This window comes from Armatimonadota bacterium, assembly GCA_036504095.1.
Classification (GTDB): Bacteria; Armatimonadota; DTGP01; order JAKQQT01; family JAKQQT01; genus DASXUL01.
The window spans coordinates 1-22999 of record DASXVS010000040.1 but is presented as its reverse complement, the minus strand read 5'-3'; the positions used below and the strand labels follow the sequence as shown (position 1 = coordinate 22999).

The 22999-nt window shown below is 62.4% G+C and carries 20 protein-coding genes; 11 read left to right on the top strand and 9 right to left on the bottom strand.

Annotated elements, in window-relative coordinates; all coding sequences use genetic code 11:
- The 8 genes from VGM51_07355 to argB all read right to left on the bottom strand — a co-directional run bounded on the left by VGM51_07355 (position 1) and on the right by argB (position 9388).
- Positions 1–1938, bottom strand: a complete 1938-nt coding sequence (locus tag VGM51_07355) for a M1 family aminopeptidase (protein ID HEY3412859.1) — start codon at positions 1936–1938, stop codon at positions 1–3.
- Between the two features lie 61 nt (positions 1939–1999).
- A complete protein-coding gene (locus tag VGM51_07350) occupies positions 2000–3190 on the bottom strand; it encodes an argininosuccinate synthase (GenBank protein HEY3412858.1) in 1191 nt (396 codons plus the stop codon).
- A gap of 70 nt (positions 3191–3260) precedes the next feature.
- Positions 3261–3776, bottom strand: a complete 516-nt coding sequence (locus VGM51_07345) for a GNAT family N-acetyltransferase (protein HEY3412857.1) — start codon at positions 3774–3776, stop codon at positions 3261–3263.
- A gap of 65 nt (positions 3777–3841) precedes the next feature.
- Positions 3842–5812: an ornithine carbamoyltransferase gene (gene argF, locus VGM51_07340; GenBank protein ID HEY3412856.1), complete on the bottom strand. Its 1971-nt coding sequence runs from the start codon at positions 5810–5812 to the stop codon at positions 3842–3844.
- A gap of 86 nt (positions 5813–5898) precedes the next feature.
- The gene (locus VGM51_07335; GenBank protein HEY3412855.1) at positions 5899–7113 is read right to left on the bottom strand and encodes an acetylornithine/succinylornithine family transaminase; all 1215 of its coding nucleotides are present in this window, start codon (positions 7111–7113) and stop codon (positions 5899–5901) included.
- Positions 7114–7172: 59 nt separating this feature from the next.
- Complete coding sequence (locus tag VGM51_07330) at positions 7173–7565, bottom strand: hypothetical protein (protein HEY3412854.1); 393 nt, start codon at positions 7563–7565, stop codon at positions 7173–7175.
- A gap of 2 nt (positions 7566–7567) precedes the next feature.
- On the bottom strand, positions 7568–8374 hold the full coding sequence (locus VGM51_07325) for a DNA-formamidopyrimidine glycosylase family protein (protein HEY3412853.1): 807 nt from the start codon (positions 8372–8374) through the stop codon (positions 7568–7570).
- Positions 8375–8518: 144 nt separating this feature from the next.
- A complete protein-coding gene (gene argB, locus VGM51_07320; protein ID HEY3412852.1) occupies positions 8519–9388 on the bottom strand; it encodes an acetylglutamate kinase in 870 nt (289 codons plus the stop codon).
- Positions 9389–9788: 400 nt separating this feature from the next.
- Here argB and VGM51_07315 point away from each other — a divergent pair, with 400 nt between their 5' ends.
- Positions 9789–12818 (top strand): hypothetical protein, encoded by a 3030-nt coding sequence (locus VGM51_07315; GenBank protein ID HEY3412851.1) that lies wholly within the window; start codon positions 9789–9791, stop codon positions 12816–12818.
- A gap of 167 nt (positions 12819–12985) precedes the next feature.
- Here VGM51_07315 and VGM51_07310 read toward each other — a convergent pair whose 3' ends face one another.
- A complete protein-coding gene (locus tag VGM51_07310) occupies positions 12986–13966 on the bottom strand; it encodes a DUF1259 domain-containing protein (GenBank protein ID HEY3412850.1) in 981 nt (326 codons plus the stop codon).
- A 232-nt stretch (positions 13967–14198) separates the two neighbouring features.
- On the opposite strand from VGM51_07310, the gene VGM51_07305 reads away from it, so the two are divergent.
- The 10 genes from VGM51_07305 to moeB all read left to right on the top strand — a co-directional run bounded on the left by VGM51_07305 (position 14199) and on the right by moeB (position 22836).
- A complete protein-coding gene (locus VGM51_07305; GenBank protein ID HEY3412849.1) occupies positions 14199–15014 on the top strand; it encodes a sugar phosphate isomerase/epimerase family protein in 816 nt (271 codons plus the stop codon).
- Between the two features lie 37 nt (positions 15015–15051).
- Complete coding sequence (locus VGM51_07300; GenBank protein HEY3412848.1) at positions 15052–15312, top strand: (2Fe-2S) ferredoxin domain-containing protein; 261 nt, start codon at positions 15052–15054, stop codon at positions 15310–15312.
- A gap of 15 nt (positions 15313–15327) precedes the next feature.
- The gene (locus VGM51_07295) at positions 15328–15825 is read left to right on the top strand and encodes a PAS domain-containing protein (protein ID HEY3412847.1); all 498 of its coding nucleotides are present in this window, start codon (positions 15328–15330) and stop codon (positions 15823–15825) included.
- A 1-nt stretch (position 15826) separates the two neighbouring features.
- The gene (locus tag VGM51_07290; protein HEY3412846.1) at positions 15827–16987 is read left to right on the top strand and encodes a SpoIIE family protein phosphatase; all 1161 of its coding nucleotides are present in this window, start codon (positions 15827–15829) and stop codon (positions 16985–16987) included.
- A gap of 470 nt (positions 16988–17457) precedes the next feature.
- Positions 17458–17850 (top strand): SgcJ/EcaC family oxidoreductase, encoded by a 393-nt coding sequence (locus tag VGM51_07285; protein HEY3412845.1) that lies wholly within the window; start codon positions 17458–17460, stop codon positions 17848–17850.
- Positions 17851–18098: 248 nt separating this feature from the next.
- Positions 18099–18749 carry a flavin reductase family protein gene (locus tag VGM51_07280; protein HEY3412844.1) on the top strand — a complete coding sequence of 217 codons (651 nt, stop codon included), beginning with the start codon at positions 18099–18101 and terminating at the stop codon, positions 18747–18749.
- A gap of 24 nt (positions 18750–18773) precedes the next feature.
- Positions 18774–19799, top strand: a complete 1026-nt coding sequence (locus VGM51_07275) for a CPBP family intramembrane glutamic endopeptidase (GenBank protein HEY3412843.1) — start codon at positions 18774–18776, stop codon at positions 19797–19799.
- Positions 19800–19824: 25 nt separating this feature from the next.
- Positions 19825–20418: a DNA-3-methyladenine glycosylase gene (locus VGM51_07270; GenBank protein ID HEY3412842.1), complete on the top strand. Its 594-nt coding sequence runs from the start codon at positions 19825–19827 to the stop codon at positions 20416–20418.
- A gap of 73 nt (positions 20419–20491) precedes the next feature.
- Positions 20492–21289, top strand: coding sequence for a prolyl oligopeptidase family serine peptidase (locus VGM51_07265; GenBank protein HEY3412841.1), 798 nt, complete (start codon positions 20492–20494; stop codon positions 21287–21289).
- A gap of 92 nt (positions 21290–21381) precedes the next feature.
- The gene (gene moeB, locus VGM51_07260; GenBank protein ID HEY3412840.1) at positions 21382–22836 is read left to right on the top strand and encodes a molybdopterin-synthase adenylyltransferase MoeB; all 1455 of its coding nucleotides are present in this window, start codon (positions 21382–21384) and stop codon (positions 22834–22836) included.
- The last annotated feature ends 163 nt before the right edge of the window (positions 22837–22999 follow it).

The window sequence follows — 22999 nt, the reverse complement described above, 5'->3', positions numbered from 1 at the left end:
TCACATTCCTCCAAACGGCGAGGGCTCGGCTTCCTCGCGACTGTGCTGCATCACGGTGTTGCCGAACTTATCGAACAATGCAATGTCGTCCACGCCCATACAGCGCGGCACGTCGAGGTCGGGATCGAGTTGGAGCTTCTGCGGGAGATGGTCCATCGTGAACTGGAATGGGCGGTCATTGTCAGTCAATACCAGCGACGCGTCCGGCATGGGGAAAGCCGAATCGGTCTTCGTTCCATTCTTGTCGAACGCGCCCGACATCCGCAGTTTGACCTCGCACATGTACACGTCCAACGGCTGCGAAACGCGACCTGACACCTCCCACTGCCCATCTTCGTTCAACCGGGCCCGGACGTTCGAGAACTCAATCCGGGGCCACCCCTTACGATTCACCCACTGGTCGAAAAACCAGCCCCATTTCCTTCCGGTGACCCGCTCCACAGCGCGCTGGAAATCGGGCCAGTCGGTGTCCAGCCCGGAGCGCCGCTCTTTCACGAACTCCCGAATGCACTTGTCGAACGCCGGCTGCGTCACCTGATCCTCAAGCAGGCGAAGCACCACGCGCCCTTTCTCGTAGGCGATCGCGTTCACCGAACTCTCATCGCGTGCGGTGCGCAGCGAGTCGGCCTCAACCGCGTGCAGCGGCGGCCACCATGGGCGATCGGTCGGGTGGCGCTCGGTAATATTGTTGCGCATGCGGGAAAACGCCTCGTCCGAATAACGTGCGAACGACTCGTTCCACCACGAACGCAGATATGTGTTCGGGACGACGCCGCCCCACCACGTATGGGCAAGCTCGTGCGCCAGGACGTTCGGGGTAAGCGTCAGAGTGCCGTAGGACGCCATGCTGTATCCTTCGAGCGCCACGAAGCCCATGATCGCACCGCCATCCACAACGCTGTAGCGGGTATACGGATACGGCCCGAACCGTTTCTCGAAGTATGGAAGCGCCTGCGCGACGGAATCGAGAAGGGAATCCGCGAATCCGGGGCGTGATTTGAGAAGGTAGGCGTACAGCGTGTGACCGGCAACCTGCCGCCGGGTAATCTGATAGGGTGCGGCATCCAGCGTGAAGTAGTTCACAGGCAGAGGGTTGTGGAACGTGAAAGTCGCCGACTTCGCGTCCGATGCGCTCCGTACCAACTCGCCCTGTGTCACGACCGACCAGCCCCGGGGCACAACGGCTGTGACATCCGCCGTCGACGGCAAACGACCGAGGGTGGGATAGTAATACGCGCTCAACACGGCCAGGTCGGGCGTAATGGAACTCATCATCTTGTGGGCAACCACGCCGGAATACGCCATTGCCAACGTGACCGACTTTCCCTTCGGCACCGGAACCGCGATAATGCCCCCAGCCTGTCTGAACGGTATCGCTTTCCCGGCCGAACGCAGCGACGCGACTTTGAAATCGGACGATATCCGGAGAAACGCGATCCGTTGCGGGTTCTTCAGTGGCACGATCGTGAACGAGTCACGGATATCGGCGCGCTTCGCCTGGGGGGTGATGCGTATGGAAAGGTCATGGTGAGTGATGCGGTAGCCCTGGGTATCCCGTTCACCGATCTCGGGACCGATCTTCAGGCCCGCCGCCGACTTGAGGAGCGGGTGAATGTGGTCGCCGTCCGATTCCGGAGCGTGCCACGTATGGAATACCGCGAGTGAAGCGCCGTTGGTGAACGGTGGTTCCAGCGTGGCGGCCTTCCAGGGGTCCGGCTGAAAGAACTTGCGAATGGTGAGGCCTTCCGCGCCAGGGATCCAGCCGAGCGTCTTATTGCCCACCGTCACCCCGGTAACCGTTTGGGGCGTTCCGGAGTTGGCCGCCCTGACCACAGTGGCCAGCAGCGGAGCGGCACCTGGAACCCCGGCGAAGGCCGCGCCGGACAGGCAGCCAACGGCATAGAGAGACACTGTTAAGCGCGTACGCATGCGGTTCATGGGGGCCTCCGCGTGAGTCAGCGCTCCGGGACGATTGCGTTCCGGAGCGCTGAAGGGATGCTCACTTGCTTGCGATTTGCCAGGCCATGCGGGCCTGTGCGCCGTGCGCCTTGCACAGCGCCTCTCCGTCGCGCTGGTCCCACGTTTTGCTGTCGAACGACGCCAGGTCCTCGCTGTACAGCGCGTTCGGGCTCCGGCGGCCGATGACCGTCACGCTTCCCTTGTACAAGCGCAGAATCACCTCGCCCGATACGCGTTCCTGGGTCTTGGCGATGAAGGCATCCAGGTCCGCCTTAAGCGGATCAAGCCACAGGCCGGCATACGCCAGGTCGGCCCATTTATCATCGACCATCCGTTTGAAGGCACGCTCTTCCTTCGTGAATACCAGGGCCTCCAATGCGGCGTGAGCGGGATACAGGAGCGCCGGGGCCGGACACTCATAGTTCTCGCGGACCTTCAGGCCCAGCATCCGGTCTTCCATGATGTCGATGCGTCCGACACCGTTCGCGCCGGCCAGCTTGTGGGCCGCGCGGATAAGAGTCAGCGGATTCATCTTCACCCCGTCGAGGGAGACCGGGTTGCCGTCCTTGAAACCGATCACAACATCGGTCGGCTTTTCCGGCGCCGATTGCGGACTGACCGTCCATTCGAAGATCTCTTCCGGCGGAGCGAAATCCGGTTCCTCGAGGCGCCCGCCCTCAATGCTCCGTCCCCAGACGTTCTCATCGATGGACCATATCTTCTCGGCGCTCTGCCCGATAGGAACACCCTTGACCTTCGCGTACTCGATTTCCTCGGTGCGAGTCATGTTCTTCTCGCGCATGGGAGCGATGATCCTCGCGTCCGGGAGCAAGGTGCGAACAATGAACTCGATGCGCAGTTGATCGTTGCCCTTGCCAGTGCATCCGTGCGCAAACGCCTTAACGCCCTTCTGCTGCGCGATCTCAACAGCCTTGAGTGCGATCAGAGGGCGCGCGATACTGGTGGACACCGGGTAGCCGCCCTGATACATGGCGTTGGCGCGTATCGCGGGGAAGCAGTAATCGGCGGCGAATTCGTCGGCCGCGTTCACGGTGTAATGCTCGGTTCCCATTTTCCTGGCCTTTTCGGCCGCCACCGCGATGTCCTCCGCCGGCTGTCCCACGTCAACCGTAACGGTGATGATGTGGTCAAACCCATAATCTTCCTTCATCATCGGGATGCATACGGAGGTATCGAGCCCTCCAGAATAGATCAGCACAACTTCGTTCATTGAAATCTCCTCACAATCAGTAAGTCGGGCGTTCATGCCCAACGCCGTTGTCCCGGGCATCTTCACCCGACTACGGCGTGACAGTCTTCGACATCAGCAGATAGACCGGGTGGTTGTAGTCGGGCTCCGTGGGGTCGTTCACCTCGCTGTAGCCCAGGCGTTCGTAGGTCGCGATCAGATCGGGACACGTGTGCCGTGCGTGAAGGTGAACCTCCTCGTAGCCGCCGCTTCGGGCAACGTCCTCCACGGCCGCCATCAGCCGCCGGCCGATACCGCGGCGCTGGTGATCGGGGTGAACGGCGAGACGGTACAGCAGCAGGGCGCCGGGGCGTTGTTCACGGTGGCGAACAGCGCCGACCACGGCGCCGTTCAATTCGACAACGATCGCCCCACCTCGAGCGAGATGACGCAGCACATCCTCGGTCGTCTCCGACAATGCCTTATACGGCGGCACGCGTTCGGCGCGCCGTTCGTACGCCGCCCGTGTGACGGCCTCGATGGCGCTTGAATCGTCTTCGGTCGCCGCCCGCAGCGTCAATGAATCAGTATCCGCCTCGCACACAACCACTTTTCCAATCCTTCTCAAATCGAGTTCCGAGTTCCGGGTGCCGTGCTCGAAACTCGAAACTCGGAACTCGAAACCGGGAACCGCTACATCGTCAGCGCCAGGAGCGCCTTCTGTACGTGCATTCTGTTCTCCGCCTGGTCGAAGACCGCGCTGTTCGGGCAGTCCAGCGCTTCGGAGGAGATCTCCTCACCACGGTGCGCCGGCTGGCAGTGCAGCACGATCGCCGTCGGCTTTGCATGTGACATCAGCTCCATATTGAGTTGATAGCCGGCAAATGCCTTCTTGCGAATTGCCGTCTCCGCTTCCTGGCCCATGCTTGCCCACACATCGGTGTACACCGCATCCGCGCCTGTCACGGCCGCTTTCGGGTCGACCATCGCTTCGATGATCGCTCCGTTGACGGCGCCCAGCGCCTTCATCTCGTCCAGGAACTCCTGCTCGAAGTGATACCCCTCGGGCGAAGCGACGCGCATATGCACGCCGGTGCGCGCGGCGAGCTCCATCAGCGAGCGGGCAACGTTGTTGCTGTCCCCAACGTACGCCAGCGTAAGGCCTTTCAGTTCGCCGTACCGCTCGCGCATCGTAAACAGGTCGGCCAAAGCCTGGCACGGGTGCTCCAGGTCGCTCAGGCCATTGATCACGGGGACGCCCGCGTTCAAGACCAGTGCCTCGATCATCTCGTGCTTGAACGTCCGGGCGACGATTCCGTCGACCCAGCGCTCCAGGTTCCGTGCCACGTCCGCCGGCGCCTCACGCTCTCCAACGCCGATCTCGTCCGGGCCGAGGTGGATCGCATGCCCGCCCAACTGTGTCATCGCGATTTCAAACGTCACGCGTGTCCGGAGGGAAGGCTTCTGGAATACGAGCGCCAGGGTCTTTCCGGCGAGCATCGTCGAAGTATCATCTCCGTAGCCCCCTCGCTGGCGCCGGGATTTCAGGCGCTCCGCTACCGCAAAAACCGTCGCTACGTCCGCCGGATAGAGATCCGAGATACGCAGCACGTTCGCCCCCTTCATGCGGCTGCGGACGATCAACTGTGACAGGGTCAGCCCGGCAAGCTCGGCGGGGTTCACCGCGCGCTCGCGGCCTCGGTCCTTATGCAGGTCCTCGGAGACGGATCTCAGCGCGGCCAGCGTGATCCCCTCCTCCATCAACAGAGCAGCGGCCGGATTCTCGTGGCGTGAAACAATGCCCAGCAACAGCCGGAGAGTGGTGATCTGACCGTCGCCTGAATCCCTGGCGGCCAATTCGCCCTGCGCGATCGCCTCCGCCGTGGTGTTCCGCAGTTCCATCTCGCGGTCCACCGGACGCGGGTCACCCGTTCGCGGGAGCATCGCGTTCAGTTTTGTACGAATGGCGACAATGGATACGTCGAACTGTGCCAGCGCGCGCGCCGCGGCGCCTTCGTCGTCCTGCACGATGCCCAACAAGAGGTGCTCCGGCGTCACCAGCGTTTCCCCGCGCGATGCGGCGGCCGTCATGCCGGCTTCCACCGCCGACCGGGCCCGGTATGACATATGGTCCCAGGATCGGCCGATGGCGGACCGCACAAGCGGCGGCAGCGCTTTCGGAGAGGTGTGCTCGGGAACCCGGGCGTCTTCACCGGCCGGCGATCCGTTGTCGCCACGGGCCTCCGCCCGGATCTCCTCCCGGACTGCATTCACGTGGACTCCGCAGCGGGACAGGACCTGTGCAGCGCCGCCGTCGTGGCAGCGTATGACACCCAGAAGCAGATGGCCGCTGGCAATGTGATCGACCGTCTCCAGCATGGCCTCTTCCTGGGCCAGTTCCATCGCGCGGCGGGCGGACCGGGCAAAGCCAAGATGCGCGTGCGGCGCCGCCGCGCCCACCGGCATGCTGGCTACCGTCTGGACCCGTACCGCCTCCAGGCCGCCGGCCAGGGTGGCCAGAACCCGCGCCGCCATGCAATCCGGCTCATCCAGGATGCCCAGCAGCAGGTGTTCCGTCCCGACACTCGGGTGGCCGTACCGGTGCGCTTCTTCCTGCGCCTTGTAGTGAATCCGGCGCGACCGCTCCGTCAATTTCTCCCACATATTCGTGTCTCTCCTGTGTAGCACAGCCGCCCCGGCTGTGACCGATACCCACAGCCGAGGGCGGCTGCACTACAACGATCCGTATCCTAATCCAGCGACGAAGCGATGATACCCACCGCCTCATCGATATGCTCTTTCTTCACAATGAGCGCCGGCAGGATCCGCAGTATGTTCTCGCCGACCGTATGGATCAAAAGCCCGGCCTCATGGCACTTCTTTTGAACCTGCGTGGCGCTCACGCCGACCAGCTCAACGCCTATCATCAGGCCCATACCGCGGACTTCCTTGACCGGCTTGCCCTCCCGCTTGAGGCCGGCCAGGCTGTGCCGGAAATAGTCGCCCATTTCCTTCGCATTCTGGACCAGATTCTCTTCGTCCAGCACATCCAGCGCGGCCAATGCCGCCGCGGACGCCAATGGGTTGCCGCCGAACGTGCTCCCATGCGTTCCGGGTCCCAGGACTTCCGCCACGTCCGGCCGAGCCATGAAGACGCCCATCGGCAGTCCGCCGCCAAGCGATTTCGCCAGCGTCACGATGTCCGGCTGAACCTCCGCCTGCTCGTAAGCCCAGAAGCTTCCGCATCGCCCAAAGCCCGCCTGAACTTCATCGAGGATCAAGAGTACGTTCTTCTGAGCGGTCAGCCGGCGTACGTCCTGAAGATACTCCTTGCCCGCCGGGTACACGCCGCTCTCGCCCTGGACCGTCTCGAGCATCACAGCGCACGTATCGTCAGGCATGTTCTGCGTGACCACCTGGCGGTCCATGAACCGCATATGCCGGAAGCCGGGCACGATGGGTTCGAACCCCTCCTTGTACTTGTCCTGGCCCGTGGCGCTCATGGCCCCGTAGGTGCGGCCGTGGAACGACTGGTAGGCCGTCAGAATCTCAACAGCGTCCGGTCCCTTCGCCTTTTTCGCCCATTTCCGGGCTATCTTGATGGCGCCCTCAATGGCTTCGCCGCCGCTGTTACAAAAGAACGCCTTGTAGCCGTGGGTCTTTTCACTGAGGCGTTTCGCCAGCTCGGACCGCACGGGGCTGTAATAGTCGTTGCTCACGTAGCAAAGCGTTGCTGCCTGCTTCTGGATGGCCGCGACGAGTTTCGGGTGGCAATGCCCCAGTCCGCCGCCCGCGCGGCCGCCGCTCACCATATCCAGGAAACGGTTGCCCTCAACGTCCCACAGATGCATCCCCTCGCCCCGCGCGAAAGCAACGGGCACGCGCCCGTATGTGCCCATGATCGCGGATTTGTCATCCGATATGACGTGTTCTGTGAGCGGTCCGTTTGCTGTGATAGTTCCCATCTTCTGTCCCTTCGTGAGAATGGCGCGCGGTCAATCCACCGTTGCCACCCCATATCAACTCATTGTGTTGCCGCGGCATCTGCGCCCGGTTCTGTTAGCGCCCACGCAAGCAGCAGCCGCACCCTGTTCGGCACGGTCCACTGCGCGTCCTCCATCGAGAATGGAAGCGCCCAAATCTCATTGAGATCGAGCATACCTCCTCTAGCCCGCGTCGGCCAACCTTCGATCAGGCGCCACTCCACCCCGGTTTTCTCGTCCCTCAACGTCAAAACGGTCAACGTCACCTGCGGATGTCCGTCGGCCGAAACGAGCGCCAACCGAGGCGGTTGCCCTTGAACTGTGTAGGTCGCCCCAGACGGCGTCGCCACCGTGCGGTCGGCCGCGATGAAACCGATCGGCGCATCGTCTCCGGAGACCAGCCAACCGCCATCGTGTTCGGCAATCGTCAGCAAGTTCACTTCTGGCACCCCGCGCAATAGTAAATCAGCCCGCCGCCCAGTTTGTCACTCACGATCCCGGCGCCGCACCGCGGGCATTTCTGCCCCTTCCTGCGATGGATCCGCGCCACTTCCCAACCTTCGTCGCCCATGATGTTCAACGGACTCGAAACGCGTGCCTCGATCGCGCGCTCAAATACCGAACTGATGGCCGCATGCAGGCGGGCGGCCTCCCCGTCATTCAGCGAAGCGCTCTGGCGGTCAGGCCGCACTCCCGCCTCCCAGGCGATTTCGTGCGCATATGCGTTGCCGATCCCGCTCACCACTGACTGGTCGGTCAGGAGCGCTTTCACCGGCGCTTTTCGGCTCAGGCGTTTCGCCAGGTATTCCACGCTGAACACCGGGTCCGTGTATTCCGGCCCCAGCCCCTGCAGCGTGTTCACCGCGCTCAGGTCCGTGCCGGGGCACAGCGACCACCGGCCGGCACGCATCGTGTCCCGCATCCGAAGGTCCATCCCGTCGTCGAGGCTCAGGACGGCCCATGTATGGGGCGCCCGCACCTCGCCGGTGGCAGCGTATTCCAGCATCCCGTTGCGCATGAAATGCATCACCAGCGTGTCGCCAGAGTCCAGCGTCAGCAACAGGTTTTTCGCCCGCCGTCCCGTATCAGTGAACCGCCTGCCAACGACCCCAACATCGAAGGGCACTCCCGTGAACGACCGCGTCGCGGTTCCGCTGACGTCTTCGGCGGATTCAATCCGCCGCCCAAGAATCAGCGGCTTCAACCGCCGCCGCATCCCCTCGACTTCAGGCAACTCGGGCATTCCAAAATCCAAATCCACCACAAAGGCACAAAGACACGAAGATGGAGCAACGAACGCGGGCGAGGCGCCTTAGCCGAGCCTCAGTCATTCATCACTCCGAATTCATCACTTTTTTTGTGCCTTTATGGTTTTCTCCTGTCAGGTTTATTCCGGCGTGATCATCGTTCCGCAGCCTTCGTGCGTGAACAACTCCGTCAGGATGCTGTTCGGCACCCGACCGTCCAAGATGTGCGCTCGCTGACAGCCGCCATCCAACGCCATCAGGCAGCCTTCCATCTTGGGAATCATCCCCTTGTCCACCTGCCCGCCGGCCAGCATCTGGCGGCCCCGCTCCGCAGTCATTTCGCTGATGAACGTGGATGGGTCGCTGTAGTCCTCATAGACGCCCGGCACGTCAGTGAGGAGCACCAGTTTGGCGGCGCCCAGCGCGGCGGCGATCTGCCCGGCCGCGTGGTCTGCGTTGATGTTCAGCGCCTCGCCGTCCTCGTCCTCTCCCACGGTTGAAATGACCGGGATGTACCCGGCCGCGGCCAGCACATCGAGTATCTCCGGGTTAACCTTCGTCACCTCGCCCACAAATCCAACGTCCACGCCGCGTGACAGGATCTTTCGGGCTTCGAACAGATTGCCGTCGCGCCCGCTGAGTCCGACCGCCTTGGCGCCGGCCCGCTGGAGCAGGCTCACGATTCCCTTGTTCGTCTTGCCCGCGAGCACCATCTCCACGACTTCAACGGTCTCTTTGTCGGTGACCCGTAAACCGTGGACAAACGTGCTTTCCTTACCCATCCGCTTCAGCGTCTCGGATATCTCCGGCCCGCCTCCGTGGACGAGCACCGGCCGGATGCCGACCAGGCTGAGCAGCACGATGTCGTCCATCACTGCCCGCTTCAGGTCGTCGTCCACCATCGCGTTTCCGCCGTATTTCACAACGATGGTTGCGCCGTGATACTCCTTGAAGTACGGCAGCGCCTGGCTGAGGATTGCGGCGTGGTTCTGTTGTTGGGATTCGATCATTGGCTTTGGTGAGGCTCTGTCCAAAATGCGAAAAGCCGCGGGACTCCTGCGTGTCCCCGCGGCTCAAGGTGACGTCTGTAAGGTCTACCTTCTGATGACATCGGCACGCGCGACGGCTACGCAGGACGTATATTACGGCTCCTGCGACGCGGGCGGCGAGACTGCGATGCAACACTGGTATCCATTTGCGGTCATATTAGCACCCCTCTTCCGGCAAGTCAATTCCTGATCCGGAGCCAGTGTGAGGGCATGTTTCGGCGGGCGGTCCGGCGGGAACTAATAGGAGGACGTCCGGGTCAGCGTACGAGCAGGACTTATCCGTGGTTCCCTCCCCGGGGGAACGCGTTAACATAGTCAATTCCGCCACCGCGCGGTCATTCCAACAAACCGGAGAACCAGAATGCAAAGACACTGCATTTTCGTCCTTTGCCTGCTTGCCGCCCCGATGTTGCTCGGCGGGGCTGAACGAGCCAGGGCAGGGACAGTCCTGCTTTCGGCTACCCCTGCCGGCGTCGAGGGGAGCAACAACAGCTCGCTCCCCTGCGTAAATGGCGACGGCCGATTCATCGCCTTCGTTTCAAGCGCAACCAACTTGATTGCGTTGGACACCAACGCCGTGGACGACATCTTCCTTCGTGACCTCCAGACGGCGACGACAACGCGCATCAGCGTCTCCTCGGCGGGCGTTCAGGCAAATGGAGCGAGCACGCACCCGGGGATGTCCGCTGACGGCCGCTACATAGTTTTCGAATCCGCCGCGACAAATCTCGTTGCCGGCAAGGGGCAAGGCATCTACCTGCGAGACACACAGACGTCTCAAACGACCTTCATCGCCACGGGAACGGCACCGGTGATAAGCGCGAACGGTAATTTCATCGCGTTTGTGAGCACGGCGGCCCTCATACCCGCGGACACAAACGGCCTTTCGGATGTGTACGTCGCTGAGCGCGCGACCGGCACTCTGAGCCTCGTTTCCGTCGCGACAGACGGCACCCTCGGCGCCGGCGCCAGCGGCGTGGGCGGGGTGGCAATCAGCGCCGATGGATCAATCGTGGCGTTTCAGTCCGTTGCCCTCAACCTCGTGCCCAATGATACCCAGGCCGGCGGCGATGTTTTTGTCCGCGATCGCAACGCCAACACGACAGAACGCGCTTCCATCGGGAACGACGGCTCCCAGGCTAACCAGGGCTGCAGTGTGCCCGCGATCAGCGCGGACGGCAACCTCGTGGCTTTCGAGTCAGGGGCCGACAATCTGATCGCAAGCGACACCAACACATCCGTGGATGTGTTCGTACGCGACAGGACAGCGCTCACGACGGTGCGCATTTCGGTGGACCCCACCGGAACCGAACTCGCCAACGACTCCAGGCACGCGGTCATGAGCGCCGATGGGCGCTACGTAGCCTTTGAAACGGATTCGCCGAATGCTGTGCCCGGCAAGAACAACGGGCTGTTGGACGTGCTGGTGCGCGACACAGCGGGCGCCACCACGATGCGCGCTTCACTCTCCAGCACGGGCGCCCAACTCAACGGGAATAATCATGATACGGCGATGAGCCAGGATGGCAGGTACGTTGCCTACACAACCGAATCAGGCAACGCTGTTCCCGGCCTCTCAGGGGGAGTGAACAACGTCGTCGCGAGCGGCCCGCTTGTCGACACTCCGGGGCTGCTCTTCTTCACGGGCCCACCGGCCGCCGCGTCCGCCGGACTGCCGTGGCCCCCGGTGGCAGTGGAAGCCCGGAACCTTGACGGCACGAGGAAGTGGGATTACAGCGGATCGGTGACGGTCGCCATCAAGGCGGGCACGGGCCGCCCGGGCGCGATTCTGTCCGGCGCGTCAACTGTCAGCGCGGTGCACGGCACGGCAACTTACACCGGACTCTCCATCGACAAGGCCAACACCGGCTACGTCCTGACCGCATCCAGCGGATCGCTGACTCCTGGAGATTCGCCGGCCTTTGACGTTCTCCAGACCCCGACACTGGTAGCCGTAACCGTTCAGCCCTCAGGCGCGGCGGCTGTAGTCGCCTTCACCACCCAGCCAGCGATCGAAATCCGCGATGCGGAAAACAACCTGGTGGCATCGTACACCGGAACGGCGACCGTGGCCATCAAGGACGGCACCGGCCGCGCGGGAGCCATACTGAGCGGCACACTGAGCGTTCCCATTACAGGTGGCACGGCGGCTTTCACAGACCTGGCGCTCGACAAAGCCGGTACGGGTTACGTACTGACAGTTTCCTCAGGCACGCTCACCCCAGGGTCAACCTCCGCCTTCGCGGTGGCGCAGACACCCACCAAGCTCGCCTACTCCATCCAGCCGGCGGGGGCTTCAGCGGGAATCGCGTTCACTACCCAGCCCGCTGTACAGGTACTGGACGCTGAGAACAACGTCGTAACGGCCTTTACCGGTTCGGTGTCAGTCGCTATCAACGCCGGAACCGGCCGCCCGGGCGCGGTTCTGTCCGGAACAACCTCCGTGAACGCTGTCGCCGGTGTCGCAACCTTCAGCGGCCTGTCCATCGATAAGGCCAACGCCGGCTACGTCCTCACGGCGACCAGCGGAACGCTGACATCCGCCGACTCGGCGGCCTTCGTGGTGGCGCAGACACCCACCAAGCTCGCCTACTCCGTCCAGCCCGCTGGAGCGTCCGCAGGTCTGGCGTTTACCACTCAACCTGTCGTCCAGGTGCTGGACGCTGAGAACAACGTCGTAACAGCCTTTACCGGTTCGGTTTCAGTCGCTATCAAAGCCGGAACCGGGCGGGCGGGCGCCATCCTCTCCGGAACAACCTCCGTGAACGCCGTCGCCGGTGTCGCAACCTTCAGCGGCCTGTCCATCGATAAGGCCAACGCCGGCTACGTCCTCACGGCGACCAGCGGAACTCTCACATCGGCTGACTCGGCGGCCTTCGTGGTAGCGCAGACGCCCACCAAACTGGTATATGCTCTCCAGCCGGGCGGCGCGGTCGCCGGCGCCGCCTTCACCGTGCAGCCGGTTCTTACCGTCAAGGACGCCGAAGACAATCTCGTGCCGGCTTACACGGGATCCGTGACAGTCTCGATCAAACCGGGGACGGGAATGAGCGCGGCCACGCTTTCCGGGACCACTACTGTGAGCGCGGTGAACGGCGTGGCCACCTTCACCAACCTGGCGATCGACCTTCCCGGTTCTGCCTATGTCCTTTCCGGCTCCAGCGGAACGTTGACGGGCGCTGACAGCGCACCATTCAACGTCGCCAAAGCGGCGTTTGTGATCGGCGACGTGTCCAAGGCGTTACGGCGGGCGGCCGGCATTGATAAGGCCACATCCCTCGAAGTTGTGCTCTACGACATCGTCACGACGGGTAGTTCAAGCGGCGCGATCGATATCATGGATGCCGCCCGGATCGCCCGAAAGGTGAAGGGCCTCGAAGCCAACCCGTAACACTATCCCCGCGATTCTCTTGATGCAGAGAGGGTGCTCTGTGAGTAAAAAGCAAGTGGCCGTCCGGGAGGGCGGCCACTCGCTATTCGGCAAGATGAGGATTCAGGTCGCAAGCGGCGCAATCCACCGGCGCCTCTCCAGACGGCCCAGGCCGTTCGTCCCGATGTCTAGAGCTTACCGGTCTCGGATGCCTGTCCCGGGTTCGCGTCACCACCCATGGGCATTCCGCCGGCCTGCCCGACTGGTTTGCCGATCTCGCTCAACACCGCTCTGATACCGGTGGCCAGTTTTTCGGTGGTTCCCTTTCCCCAGTAATGGAGGAAAATGATCATCGGCCTGGCGCCGATCATGTGATGGTGTATCGCCACGACGTTGAGGTCGTTCTTGCGCAAGGCCTTCAGAACCGGTGTGACTTCATTTTCAAGCATCGCCACGTCGCCAGCGACAACAGCGTTGTCATCGGATCCGAAGAACGCCGCCCAGGTGTTGAGACCCATTCGGCTGTTGATCGTGGCGCCCATCTCCTTGACGTTCAGATCAGATCGTCCGATCGTGATCTTGTATACCGCCCCATTCCGGTCGCCGTTATGGCCAACGATGCGATCGATCTTCGCAGTGTCGATTGTGCCGGCGACCGCGCCTCCGGGCGCGGACCTTTCTGCCGACTGCGCTTCGCGTACCTTGATTTTGCCGATCAGGTCAAGCGCCGCCTTCACGCGCCGGGCGAGATCGCTCGCGGTTCCGTAACCATGAACGTGCATGTAGAAGATGCGCGGCTGCTCCCAGAAGAAGTGGTTGTGCAGCGCCGTCACCTCCAAGCCGTTGTCCAGCAACGCGGACATAACGGGGTTTACTTCATCCTGCAGCAAAACCAGATCCCCCATCATCACGTCCTTGCCGCCATCGCCTTTGGTCATCGCGATCCAGCCGCCAAATCCGAATGCCGTCGGCGTCTCCACGCCATCCACGGTCACCTTCAGGTCACTGCGTGGAACACTGAGCTTCAAGACGTTATCCTTGAAATCGCCCGTTTTGCCGACGATCGACATCGCATCGGCGTAGCCTTTCGGCATCGCAGGAACATCCTGAGCCAGACCCGGCCATCCCAGGCTCACGGCCGTCAGGACGATTATCGCATGCTTCTTCATCCCTTCCTCCTCGCTTTAGAGTCTCCCGGTGAAACATCGCCGCCCGGTCCGGAGATCGGCATGCGCAGTCCGGTCGGTCCACGTTTCTCCGCTGATTTCATACCCAATTTGGACTTATCACTCGCTGCCCTCGCTCAGTGCCCCTTTTCCGCGCTCGAAGGGTGTCTATTATGAGCGTGGACGGTATAATGCCGCCACGCTCATATCTGGCTTCAGGAGGATGGGTCTTCGCATGGAAATCGGCGTATTCAACTCGCTGCGCAATGGTGGCAAGTGTTTCGATCACGTGGAGCAGTTCGGTCTCAAGGTCTGCCAACTGGGGGTCTGGGACTACTCACAGGCGACCCCGGTGGCCGCGGAGACCGTGAAGGCGGAATCGGCGCGCACAGGCGTCCGAGTCTGCGCGGTGTGGGCCGGGTGGACGGGACCGGCAGCCTGGAACTTCACCGAGGGCCCCATCACGCTTGGCCTCGTGCCGCCCGCCTATCGCGCGATGCGCGTGAAGCAACTGAAGAAAGGCGCGGATTTTGCCGCGGCCTGCGGCGCTCCGGCCATCATCACGCACGCCGGATTCATCCCGGAGAACCTTACCGACCCCGCATTCGCCGAAGTCGTTGTTGCCCTTCGCGACGTGGCCAACTACTGCAAGAACCTGGGCCTGGGCTTCTGGTTTGAAACCGGGCAGGAGACCCCCATCGTCCTTCTGCGCACCATCAAGCACATCGGCACAGACAACCTCGGCGTCAACCTGGACCCGGCCAACCTCATCCTCTATGGGAAGGGCAACCCGATCGACTCGCTGGACGTATTCGGCAAATACGTGACCAACGTCCACGTGAAGGACGGCCTCTATCCCACCGATCCGCAGGAACTGGGCAACGAAGTCCGGCCAGGCCTGGGCGCCGTGCGATTTCCGGAGTTCATCAAGCGCCTCAAGGAGATCGGCTTCGATGGAGACCTCATCATCGAGCGCGAGATCTCGGGGCCGCAGCAGAGCGAGGACATCCGCAGGACCGTTGATGACCTGAAGGTCTGGCTGGCAGCGTGATGCGGCCGGCGTGACAAAGGCATCTGGGAAAAGCGCTATGGCTCCAACCAAACGAGACCTGTTCCTCTGTATGGGCTCCGCCTGCCACCAGGCCGGGGTCTACGATATGCTGCCGAAACTGCAGCAATTGCTGGAGGACAACGGCCTGGCCGATAGCATTGAGCTCAAGGGCGCCTTCTGCCTCGGCCCCTGCACGGAAGGCATCGTCGTCAAGTTCGGGGAACGGGTCTTCAAACACCTGAACCCCGGCAATGTTGAACGGCAGTTTCGCCTCAAGATACTGCCGTTCCTCCGATAGCGCATCACCAAGCTTATGAACAAGACTCTATGGGAACTGCTCTGGGACTATGACCCTAACGGCCTGCTTGTCGTCGACGCCGGGATGGTCATCCGGGTTGTCAACCCCGCGCTCTGCGCCATGTTCAAGGCAACGGCGGACGAGCTTATCGGCCACGATGCCGCGGAGTTCATGGATGACCTGTCGGACTTCCGGAGCGTGTGGGAGAGCAACTCCGCCATGGCGGCCGAGGAGCGGGAGTATCCCCGCTTCGACCTCTACGTCAGGCAGGTCATCTTCCCCATCACGGATGAGGGCATCGTCGCCTGCATCATGATCGACCTGACCCATGAACGCCGCCAGGAGCACGAGATGCGTGAACTGAAGCGGCAGGCGCTTCGGAACGTGACTCGCGTGGTGGATAACCAGATGAAGGTGGCACAGGAAATCGCCGGCCTGTTGGGGGAGACGACCGCGGAGACCAAGGTGAGCCTCCTCAAGGTGATCGAGATGCTCGACGAAGGGGTCGTGTAGCGTGGAGCACTTCCTCGACATCTTCGAGGCCAGCCTGAACAAGCGGAACGAGACGCTTTGCGGCGACAAGGTGAAGGTACACCGGGACGAGGAGAAGACAATCATCGTTCTCTCCGACGGCCTCGGCAGCGGCGTCAAGGCGAACATCCTTGCCACGCTCACCTCGGTCATCATCATCACGATGCTCGCTGCCGACGTGGGCATCGAGGAAGTGATGCGCACGGTCATCGGCACGCTGCCGACCTGCAAAGTGCGCAATATCGCTTACGCCACATTCACCGTCATCCAGATCAGCCACACGGACCACTCGTTCAAGGTCATCAATTTCGACAACCCGCCCACGTTCCACTTCCGGCACGGCAAGATCATGCCCACGGAGCGCCAGGAGGTTGAAATCCTCGGCCGCAAGGTCAAGATGTTCGAGGGACAACTTGAACTGGGCGATTTTCTCGGCGCGATGTCGGACGGCGTGCCCTACGCCGGTATGGGCGTCGCCCTGAACTTCGGCTGGGGTTGGGACAATATCGCCAGGTACATCGAGGAGCGCTGGCTCACCCACTACTGGTGCGCCCGCGATGTGGTCCGCGATGTAATCGGCAAGACCCGCAGCCTCTACCGCGATGAGGTCGGTGACGACGCCACGTTCGTCGGCGTTTTCGTCCGCCCCGAGAAGGGATTGCTGATCTTCACCGGTCCGCCCCTGGAAAAAGCCGAGGATGACGCCATTGTCGAGCGCTTCCTCGCCTTCAACGGCACGAAAATCGTCTGCGGAGGCACCACGTCCAATATCGTGGCCGACCACATGGGCGACATCGTCCAGACCGACCTCAAATCCCTGCGCAAGGACATCCCGCCCATCGGCAGCCTGCCCGGCGTCGACCTTCTCACCGAAGGCATTCTCACGATGTCCAGGGCGCTGGAGTACCTCCGAGACGCCGACGGGAACCCCAGCCGGCTCCCCAACGATCGCAACGCCGCCACCCTGCTGGCCACGCATCTGCTGCGCGCCGACCACATCCACTTCCTGGTGGGCCAGCAGATCAATGAGTATTACCAGAACCCGCTCCTGCCCAAATCGATCAGCATCCGCAAGCACCTGGTCAGGGAACTGGCCGACTTCCTCACCGAGCAGCGCAAGGAAGTCACCATCGAGTATTGCTGAGGAGGCAGGGCTGAGGGCTCTGGCAAAACGGCTGAGACCTGAGACCCTGATGTGGGGCCGGCCTCCGCGCCGGCCATTCCGTGCCCCAGCATCCTGAGCCAATCGGAGCGAGGCGCCCGGCCTGCGCCGGCCTTTTCCCACAGCCCTCAGCCCTGCCCCCTCAGCCCTCCCCCGCGCGCTACAATTGGCGCGTCAGGCAACCACTCACGGAAACGAACTACGTTTGTCACGGGGTCGTCAGCCTGGAATCTTGCCACGAGCGCGTAGTGATTAGCTAGCGAGTATGTGTAGGTAAGAACCAACAGGCAGCGACGAGTTGGGTGGAGCTTTGTCGTCGCACGCCTCGACCCTGAAATGCGTTGGCAGCCTCTTAGTAGCTAAGCAGGGGGTAAGATCGAGACCGTTGTTCTTCGAAGGCCGACGCCCTGGTTGTCGCGGGATCAAACTGGTTTTGGCAATGGAGGTTGCAGATGGGACCTGATGAACGAGCTATCCGAGAAGTGCACACCACTTGGATTGATGCAGTCAACGCCGGCGATCTTGCCCGCTTGCTCGCCCTGATGGCGGACGATGCCGTGTTCTTAATTCCGGGCCAAGCACCGATCGGCCGGAACGAATTCCCCGTCGGCTTCTCGGCCGCCCACCAGCAATCTCGGATTCGCTGCATCAGCGAGTTGGAAGAGGTCGTGATCGTCGGCGAAGTCGCCTACACAGTGTGCCGCGACTCGTTGTCCGTGACACCGCGTGCCGGCGGAGAAGCAATGAAACTGGCCGGTCACCGGATCACCATATACCGCAAACAGCCCGACGGCCGCTGGCTTCTGGCCCGCGACGCCAACACGCTCTCCCCAGTGGCGAGTTGAGCGGGCTGCTGGAGTGGGACATCCCACCTCAACCCTGTGTACTCGATGGGGTCAGCACTGAGGCTGCCTCTCCTCCTCGCGGGCATCGTTTCGTCCTTGTAGCTGGTCCCTCGCGAGTCGATGGTCGGACGCGGCGCCCGTAAATGGTTGGATAACGGATGCGGGCGGGTCGCCCGCGCTCCGCTTGGCATTTCCCAGCCCTTGGCCCTCAGCCCTCGGCCCTCTGGCAGCGCTACAATGAACGCGTCATGCAACCACTCACAGAAACCGACTACGAACACATTTCCCTTTGCGATCTGGAGCCGGAGGTCGCGCGCGTCGTGATGGGCGCGTGCATTTCGCCGCGGCCCATCGCGCTCATCACCACACTCGGACCGGGCGGAATCGTCAACGCCGCGCCGTTCAGCAATTTCATGGGGGTAGCCACGGAGCCGCCGCTCATCGCGTTCGGCATCGGCCCACGTAACGGCGAGGAGAAGGACACGCTGCGCAACGCCCGCGAGCACGGTCATTTCGTTATCAACTGCGTGTCGGTCGAGATGGCCGAGGCGATGCACCACACCGCCGCCGATTACCCACGGGACCGCAGCGAGGTAGACGCCGCCGGCCTCACCACCCTGCCGGGGACCGACCAGCCCGTTCCGCGGATCGCGGAGGCGCCGATTCACATGGAGTGCCGGGTATACAAGATCGTGGACCTTGGCGAGCCGAAGCCGGACCACGCCATCGTGGTCGGCGAGGTCCTGCGCCTCCACGTTCGGCGCGACTGCATGGGCCAAGGGTCAATACCCGATGCGGTGGCGTGGAACCCGCTGGGCGGCCTCGGCGACGATTACATGAAGCCCGGCGAAACTTTCAGCCTGGAATACCCGTCACCCAAGCCCGTGGAGCAACGCTAACCTCCCCTGACCCCTGAGGACGATATGGAAACCACCTTCATCTTCGACGCGCCGGCAAAGCCTTCCAACTCCACGCTGCTCGGCGAGAGCATCGTCGATACTCTGGTGGCCCTGCTCATCGGGCTGATGCTCAACCTGGTGGTGGCCGCTCCCATCGTGGCGCTCAATTTCCGGTCTCTACAAGAGGCGTTCAACCCTCCGCCAAGGTACGTCCAAACGTTCCGGTGCTCGTCTATGCCTCCGACTGACGCGCCGCTTCGCCGGTGGGCTGCCTCGCAAGGCGGCATGCAATCGGTCACGGTTGTTCGCCGGGGGAATCTCGTCTCCATCGAGTATCAGATCGCCGCGGGCAAAGCCATCAGCAAAATGGCGCCTGCGAAGGCGCTGGGCTACGAAGTGGTGGGCTCTCGCAGCGAACCCAAGGACGAAGGATTGGACGCCAGCGGATTCCTCGCGCGCCTCGCATCAAATCCCGTCACGGCGGCCATCCTTATCGCATCACTCATCGCTTCGGAAGCCGGATTCCTGTTGGCGTGCGCGTGGGCTCTTCGGCGAACGCGCGAAGGCGGTGAACCGGTGCCGGCGTTCTTCCGAGGTCCGGTCGGCAAATCGATTCTCTTTGGCGCTGGCATGGGGGTCGTCGCGCTCGTGTTTGGCGAGGCGTGGTCGCTGTTCCTGGAGCGCGTGGTGGGCCCATATGTGAATATCGACGGCCCGATGGCGATGGCCCGCGAATTCCCGCTATGGGGCAAAATCGCCATCTTCGTTCTGGGGACGGCGCTCGCGCCGCTGGGCGAGGAGTATTTCTTCCGCGGCTTCCTGTTCGGCAGATATGCCGCGGCAGGGCGGGTGCGGCTTGGCATCGTTGTGTCCGCGTTGTTCTTCGCGGGCGTCCACCTCGACCCGCTCAACTTTATTGACCTTTTCGTGGTAGGCATGCTTCTGGCGTGGACATACCACCGCAGCGGATCGCTCATCGCGTCCATGACAACCCACGCGGTGAACAACGCCGTCGCGTTCGGTGTTCTGTTTGCATCCCACCATGGCTGAAACCCCACATAGATGGAGCGACGGTGTGGCGCACCTGACGGCCGTCGATCCCACCCTGGCGGCGATCATCGCCGCCAACCCACCGTGCGCGATGCAACCGGATCCGGACATCTTCGTGGGGCTCGTCGAGGCCATCGTGTGCCAGCAGTTGAGCGTGAAGGCCGCCGCCACGATCTTCGGCCGTTTCAAGGCCCTGTTCAACGATCAAGTGACGCCACAATCCGTTGTCGAGGCGCCACTTGACGCCATGCGCGCGTGCGGCCTGTCGTGGGGCAAAGCCGCGTACGTCCACGATCTCTGCGCCCACATCCTGGACGGCCGGTTGGAGCTGGATCGCCTGGACGCGCTGTCTGACGAGGACATCATCACCGAACTCACCGCCGTCAAGGGCATAGGGCGGTGGACCGCCGAGATGATCCTCATGTTTCATCTCAACCGACCGGACGTGCTCCCCGTGGCCGACCTGGGCATCCGCGAGGGCTTCAAGCGGGCGTACGGCCTGGAAGAGCGCCCGGGTCCGGAAACGATGGCCCAGATCGCGGAACCCTGGCGTCCCTGGCGCACACTGGGGTGCTGGTATCTATGGCGTATACTCGAGAACGCTCCGCTTTCCGCGTAACGTTTTGACGCACGCGGAATCTGCCGCCATACTTTTCGTATGGCGCAATCCACTCATTCCTTTGGAGGTTCGTATGCACAACATCACATCCGTCCTTTTCGCCGGCATGGCACTGGCGTCCATCGCTTCCGCGGCCGACGCCGCGCCAAAGCCGGTTGAGACCGGATTCCTGTTCAAGAAACTCACGCTTGACAAGAAAGACTACCCCTACGTGGTTTACGTCCCCGAAAACTACGACGCCACCAAGGCGTGGCCGCTGATCATGTTCCTGCACGGCGCCGGCGAATGCGGCTCGGATGGCTGGAGGCCGGTGATGCAGGGCATCGGGACCGCCATCATGCTGGACGTCGCGAAGTGGCCGTTCATCGTCATTATCCCGCAGAAGCCGGACGTGAAGTACGCGTGGGAGCAATACGACGGCGCCCTGATGCAGATGCTGAAGACCGCGCGCAAGGACTACAAGGTGGACGGCTCGCGGCTGTACCTGACCGGCCTGTCGCAGGGCGGACACGGAACGTGGGCGATCGGGGCCAGGCACGCCGACCTCTGGGCCGCCATCGCGCCCATCTGCGGGTACGGCGGATCCAAGTGGCCTCAAACCGAGACTCCGAAAGGGCTCCTCCCTGCCTTCAACGGCCCTGACAGCGAGTTCGGGACTGCCCTGAAAGACACTCCAGTGTGGGCATTCCATGGCGAGGCCGATTCCGTCGTGCCGATCAAGGAGACCCAGGATCTGGTTGCCGCCGTGAAGGCTGCGGGCGGTGCGCCAAAGATCACGACTTACCCGGGTGTGGACCACAATTCGTGGGACAGGGCGTACCGCACCGAAGACCTCGGCGCGTGGTTCCTCTCGCACCGCAAAGGCGGCTGAGGAACCGGACGCGGCGCACTGGTGTTTGACGGATGGACGATTAAAGCCTAACATCCATGTAGTGTTAGTCAAGTTTATTTGAGGAGGCCCCGATGTCCGTCACAGTCACCATTCCGGCGCCGCTTCGCCGGTACACCGACGACCAGGATTCCGTTCAGGCCGAAGGCCACACCGTTGGCGCGGTGCTGGAACAGGTCGTCGCGAAATATGATGACCTGCGCAAGTCGTTTTTCGACCGCGAGGGCAACCTTCGCCGTTTCGTGAAGGTTTTCCTCAACGATGACGACATCGACGCCTTGCAGGGCGCGGCGACGCGGTTGAACGAAGGCGACACCCTTGTCATCGTCCCCAGCATCGCGGGGGGAACGGATGTCGTGGACGCGGCCGCAGTCGATCGTGTCACGTTTTCGCAGGAAGAGTACCGCCGTTACAACCGGCACATGATCATGCCGGAGGTGGGCGAAGAAGGGCAGAAACGGCTCAAGGCATCGCGCGTCCTCGTGGTTGGTACGGGCGGCCTCGGCTCGCCAGTAGGGTTGTACCTCGCCGCCGCTGGCGTGGGGACGCTCGGGCTGGTGGATTTCGATGTTGTGGATGACAGCAACCTCCACCGCCAGGTGATCTTCGGCGTGGATGACGTTGGGCTCCCGAAAGTTGAGGCCGCCAAACAGCGGCTTCAACAGATCAACCCGTTCATCACGATCAACACCTACAACGAGCCGCTCACCAGCGAGAACGCGATGGAGATCATCCGGGATTACGATGTCGTCGTGGACGGCACGGATAATTTCCCGACGCGCTACCTGGTGAACGACGCATGCGTACTGCTCGGTATCCCGAACGTATACGGCAGCATCTTCCGATTTGACGGGCAGATTTCGGTGTTCTGGGCGGAGAAGGGCCCATGCTATCGGTGCCTGTATCCGGAGCCTCCCCCACCCGGCCTGGTGCCGAGTTGCGCCGAGGGCGGCGTTCTGGGGGTCCTGCCGGGCATCGTAGGTTGCCTCCAGGCCAACGAAGCGATCAAACTCATCATCGGGCAGGGCAACACGATGGTCGGACGCCTCGCCCTGTTCGATGCACTGGAGATGAAGATTCGCGAGCTCAAGCTCCGCAAAAACCCGGACTGCCCGGTCTGTGGCGAACACCCAACCATCCATGAGCTCATCGACTATAACGAGTTTTGCGGCGTGCCGCACCTGAACCAAACGAAGGAGGAACCATTGGCGACAGACGAGATATCCGTCGAGCAACTGAAGCAGAGGCTGGATGCGGGAACACCCACGATTGTGTTCGACGTGCGCGAACCGAGTGAGTATCAGATCGCGCGCCTTGGAGGGTCTACCTTGATCCCCCTGGGGGACCTGCCGCAGCGCTATACCGAGATTCCTCGGGACGGCGACGTTGTGATCCACTGCAAATTGGGCGGGCGCAGCCGCATGGCCGTCGACTACCTCAAGTCTCTGGGCTACACCAACGTCAAGAACCTCGCCGGCGGCATCACCGCGTGGAGCCAGCAGATCGACTCCAGCGTGCCGACGTACTGACGCCGGGGAAAACCGGGATACAGGGAAATGAGGAAATCAGGCTGGGTCACAACGCGTGTGTTTTGAATATTTTGGTTACCATGGATGCCAGGTTCGAGCGCGACGTAAAATGTAGATAGTGACGTTCGCGCTTGAGAGGTTTCCATGCTGAAGAAGAAATACC

Bases quoted from the DNA above. Each gene is read 5' to 3' on its own strand.
- VGM51_07355 (HEY3412859.1), bottom strand. From the start codon at position 1,938: ATGAACCGCATGCGTACGCGCTTAACAGTGTCTCTCTATGCCGTTGGC.
- VGM51_07350 (HEY3412858.1), bottom strand. From the start codon at position 3,190: ATGAACGAAGTTGTGCTGATCTATTCTGGAGGGCTCGATACCTCCGTA.
- argF (HEY3412856.1), bottom strand. From the start codon at position 5,812: ATGTGGGAGAAATTGACGGAGCGGTCGCGCCGGATTCACTACAAGGCG.
- VGM51_07335 (HEY3412855.1), bottom strand. From the start codon at position 7,113: ATGGGAACTATCACAGCAAACGGACCGCTCACAGAACACGTCATATCG.
- VGM51_07325 (HEY3412853.1), bottom strand. From the start codon at position 8,374: ATGCCCGAGTTGCCTGAAGTCGAGGGGATGCGGCGGCGGTTGAAGCCG.
- argB (HEY3412852.1), bottom strand. From the start codon at position 9,388: ATGATCGAATCCCAACAACAGAACCACGCCGCAATCCTCAGCCAGGCG.
- VGM51_07315 (HEY3412851.1), top strand. From the start codon at position 9,789: ATGCAAAGACACTGCATTTTCGTCCTTTGCCTGCTTGCCGCCCCGATG.
- VGM51_07310 (HEY3412850.1), bottom strand. From the start codon at position 13,966: ATGAAGAAGCATGCGATAATCGTCCTGACGGCCGTGAGCCTGGGATGG.
- VGM51_07305 (HEY3412849.1), top strand. From the start codon at position 14,199: ATGGAAATCGGCGTATTCAACTCGCTGCGCAATGGTGGCAAGTGTTTC.
- VGM51_07300 (HEY3412848.1), top strand. From the start codon at position 15,052: ATGGCTCCAACCAAACGAGACCTGTTCCTCTGTATGGGCTCCGCCTGC.
- VGM51_07295 (HEY3412847.1), top strand. From the start codon at position 15,328: ATGAACAAGACTCTATGGGAACTGCTCTGGGACTATGACCCTAACGGC.
- VGM51_07285 (HEY3412845.1), top strand. From the start codon at position 17,458: ATGGGACCTGATGAACGAGCTATCCGAGAAGTGCACACCACTTGGATT.
- VGM51_07280 (HEY3412844.1), top strand. From the start codon at position 18,099: ATGCAACCACTCACAGAAACCGACTACGAACACATTTCCCTTTGCGAT.
- VGM51_07275 (HEY3412843.1), top strand. From the start codon at position 18,774: ATGGAAACCACCTTCATCTTCGACGCGCCGGCAAAGCCTTCCAACTCC.
- VGM51_07265 (HEY3412841.1), top strand. From the start codon at position 20,492: ATGCACAACATCACATCCGTCCTTTTCGCCGGCATGGCACTGGCGTCC.
- moeB (HEY3412840.1), top strand. From the start codon at position 21,382: ATGTCCGTCACAGTCACCATTCCGGCGCCGCTTCGCCGGTACACCGAC.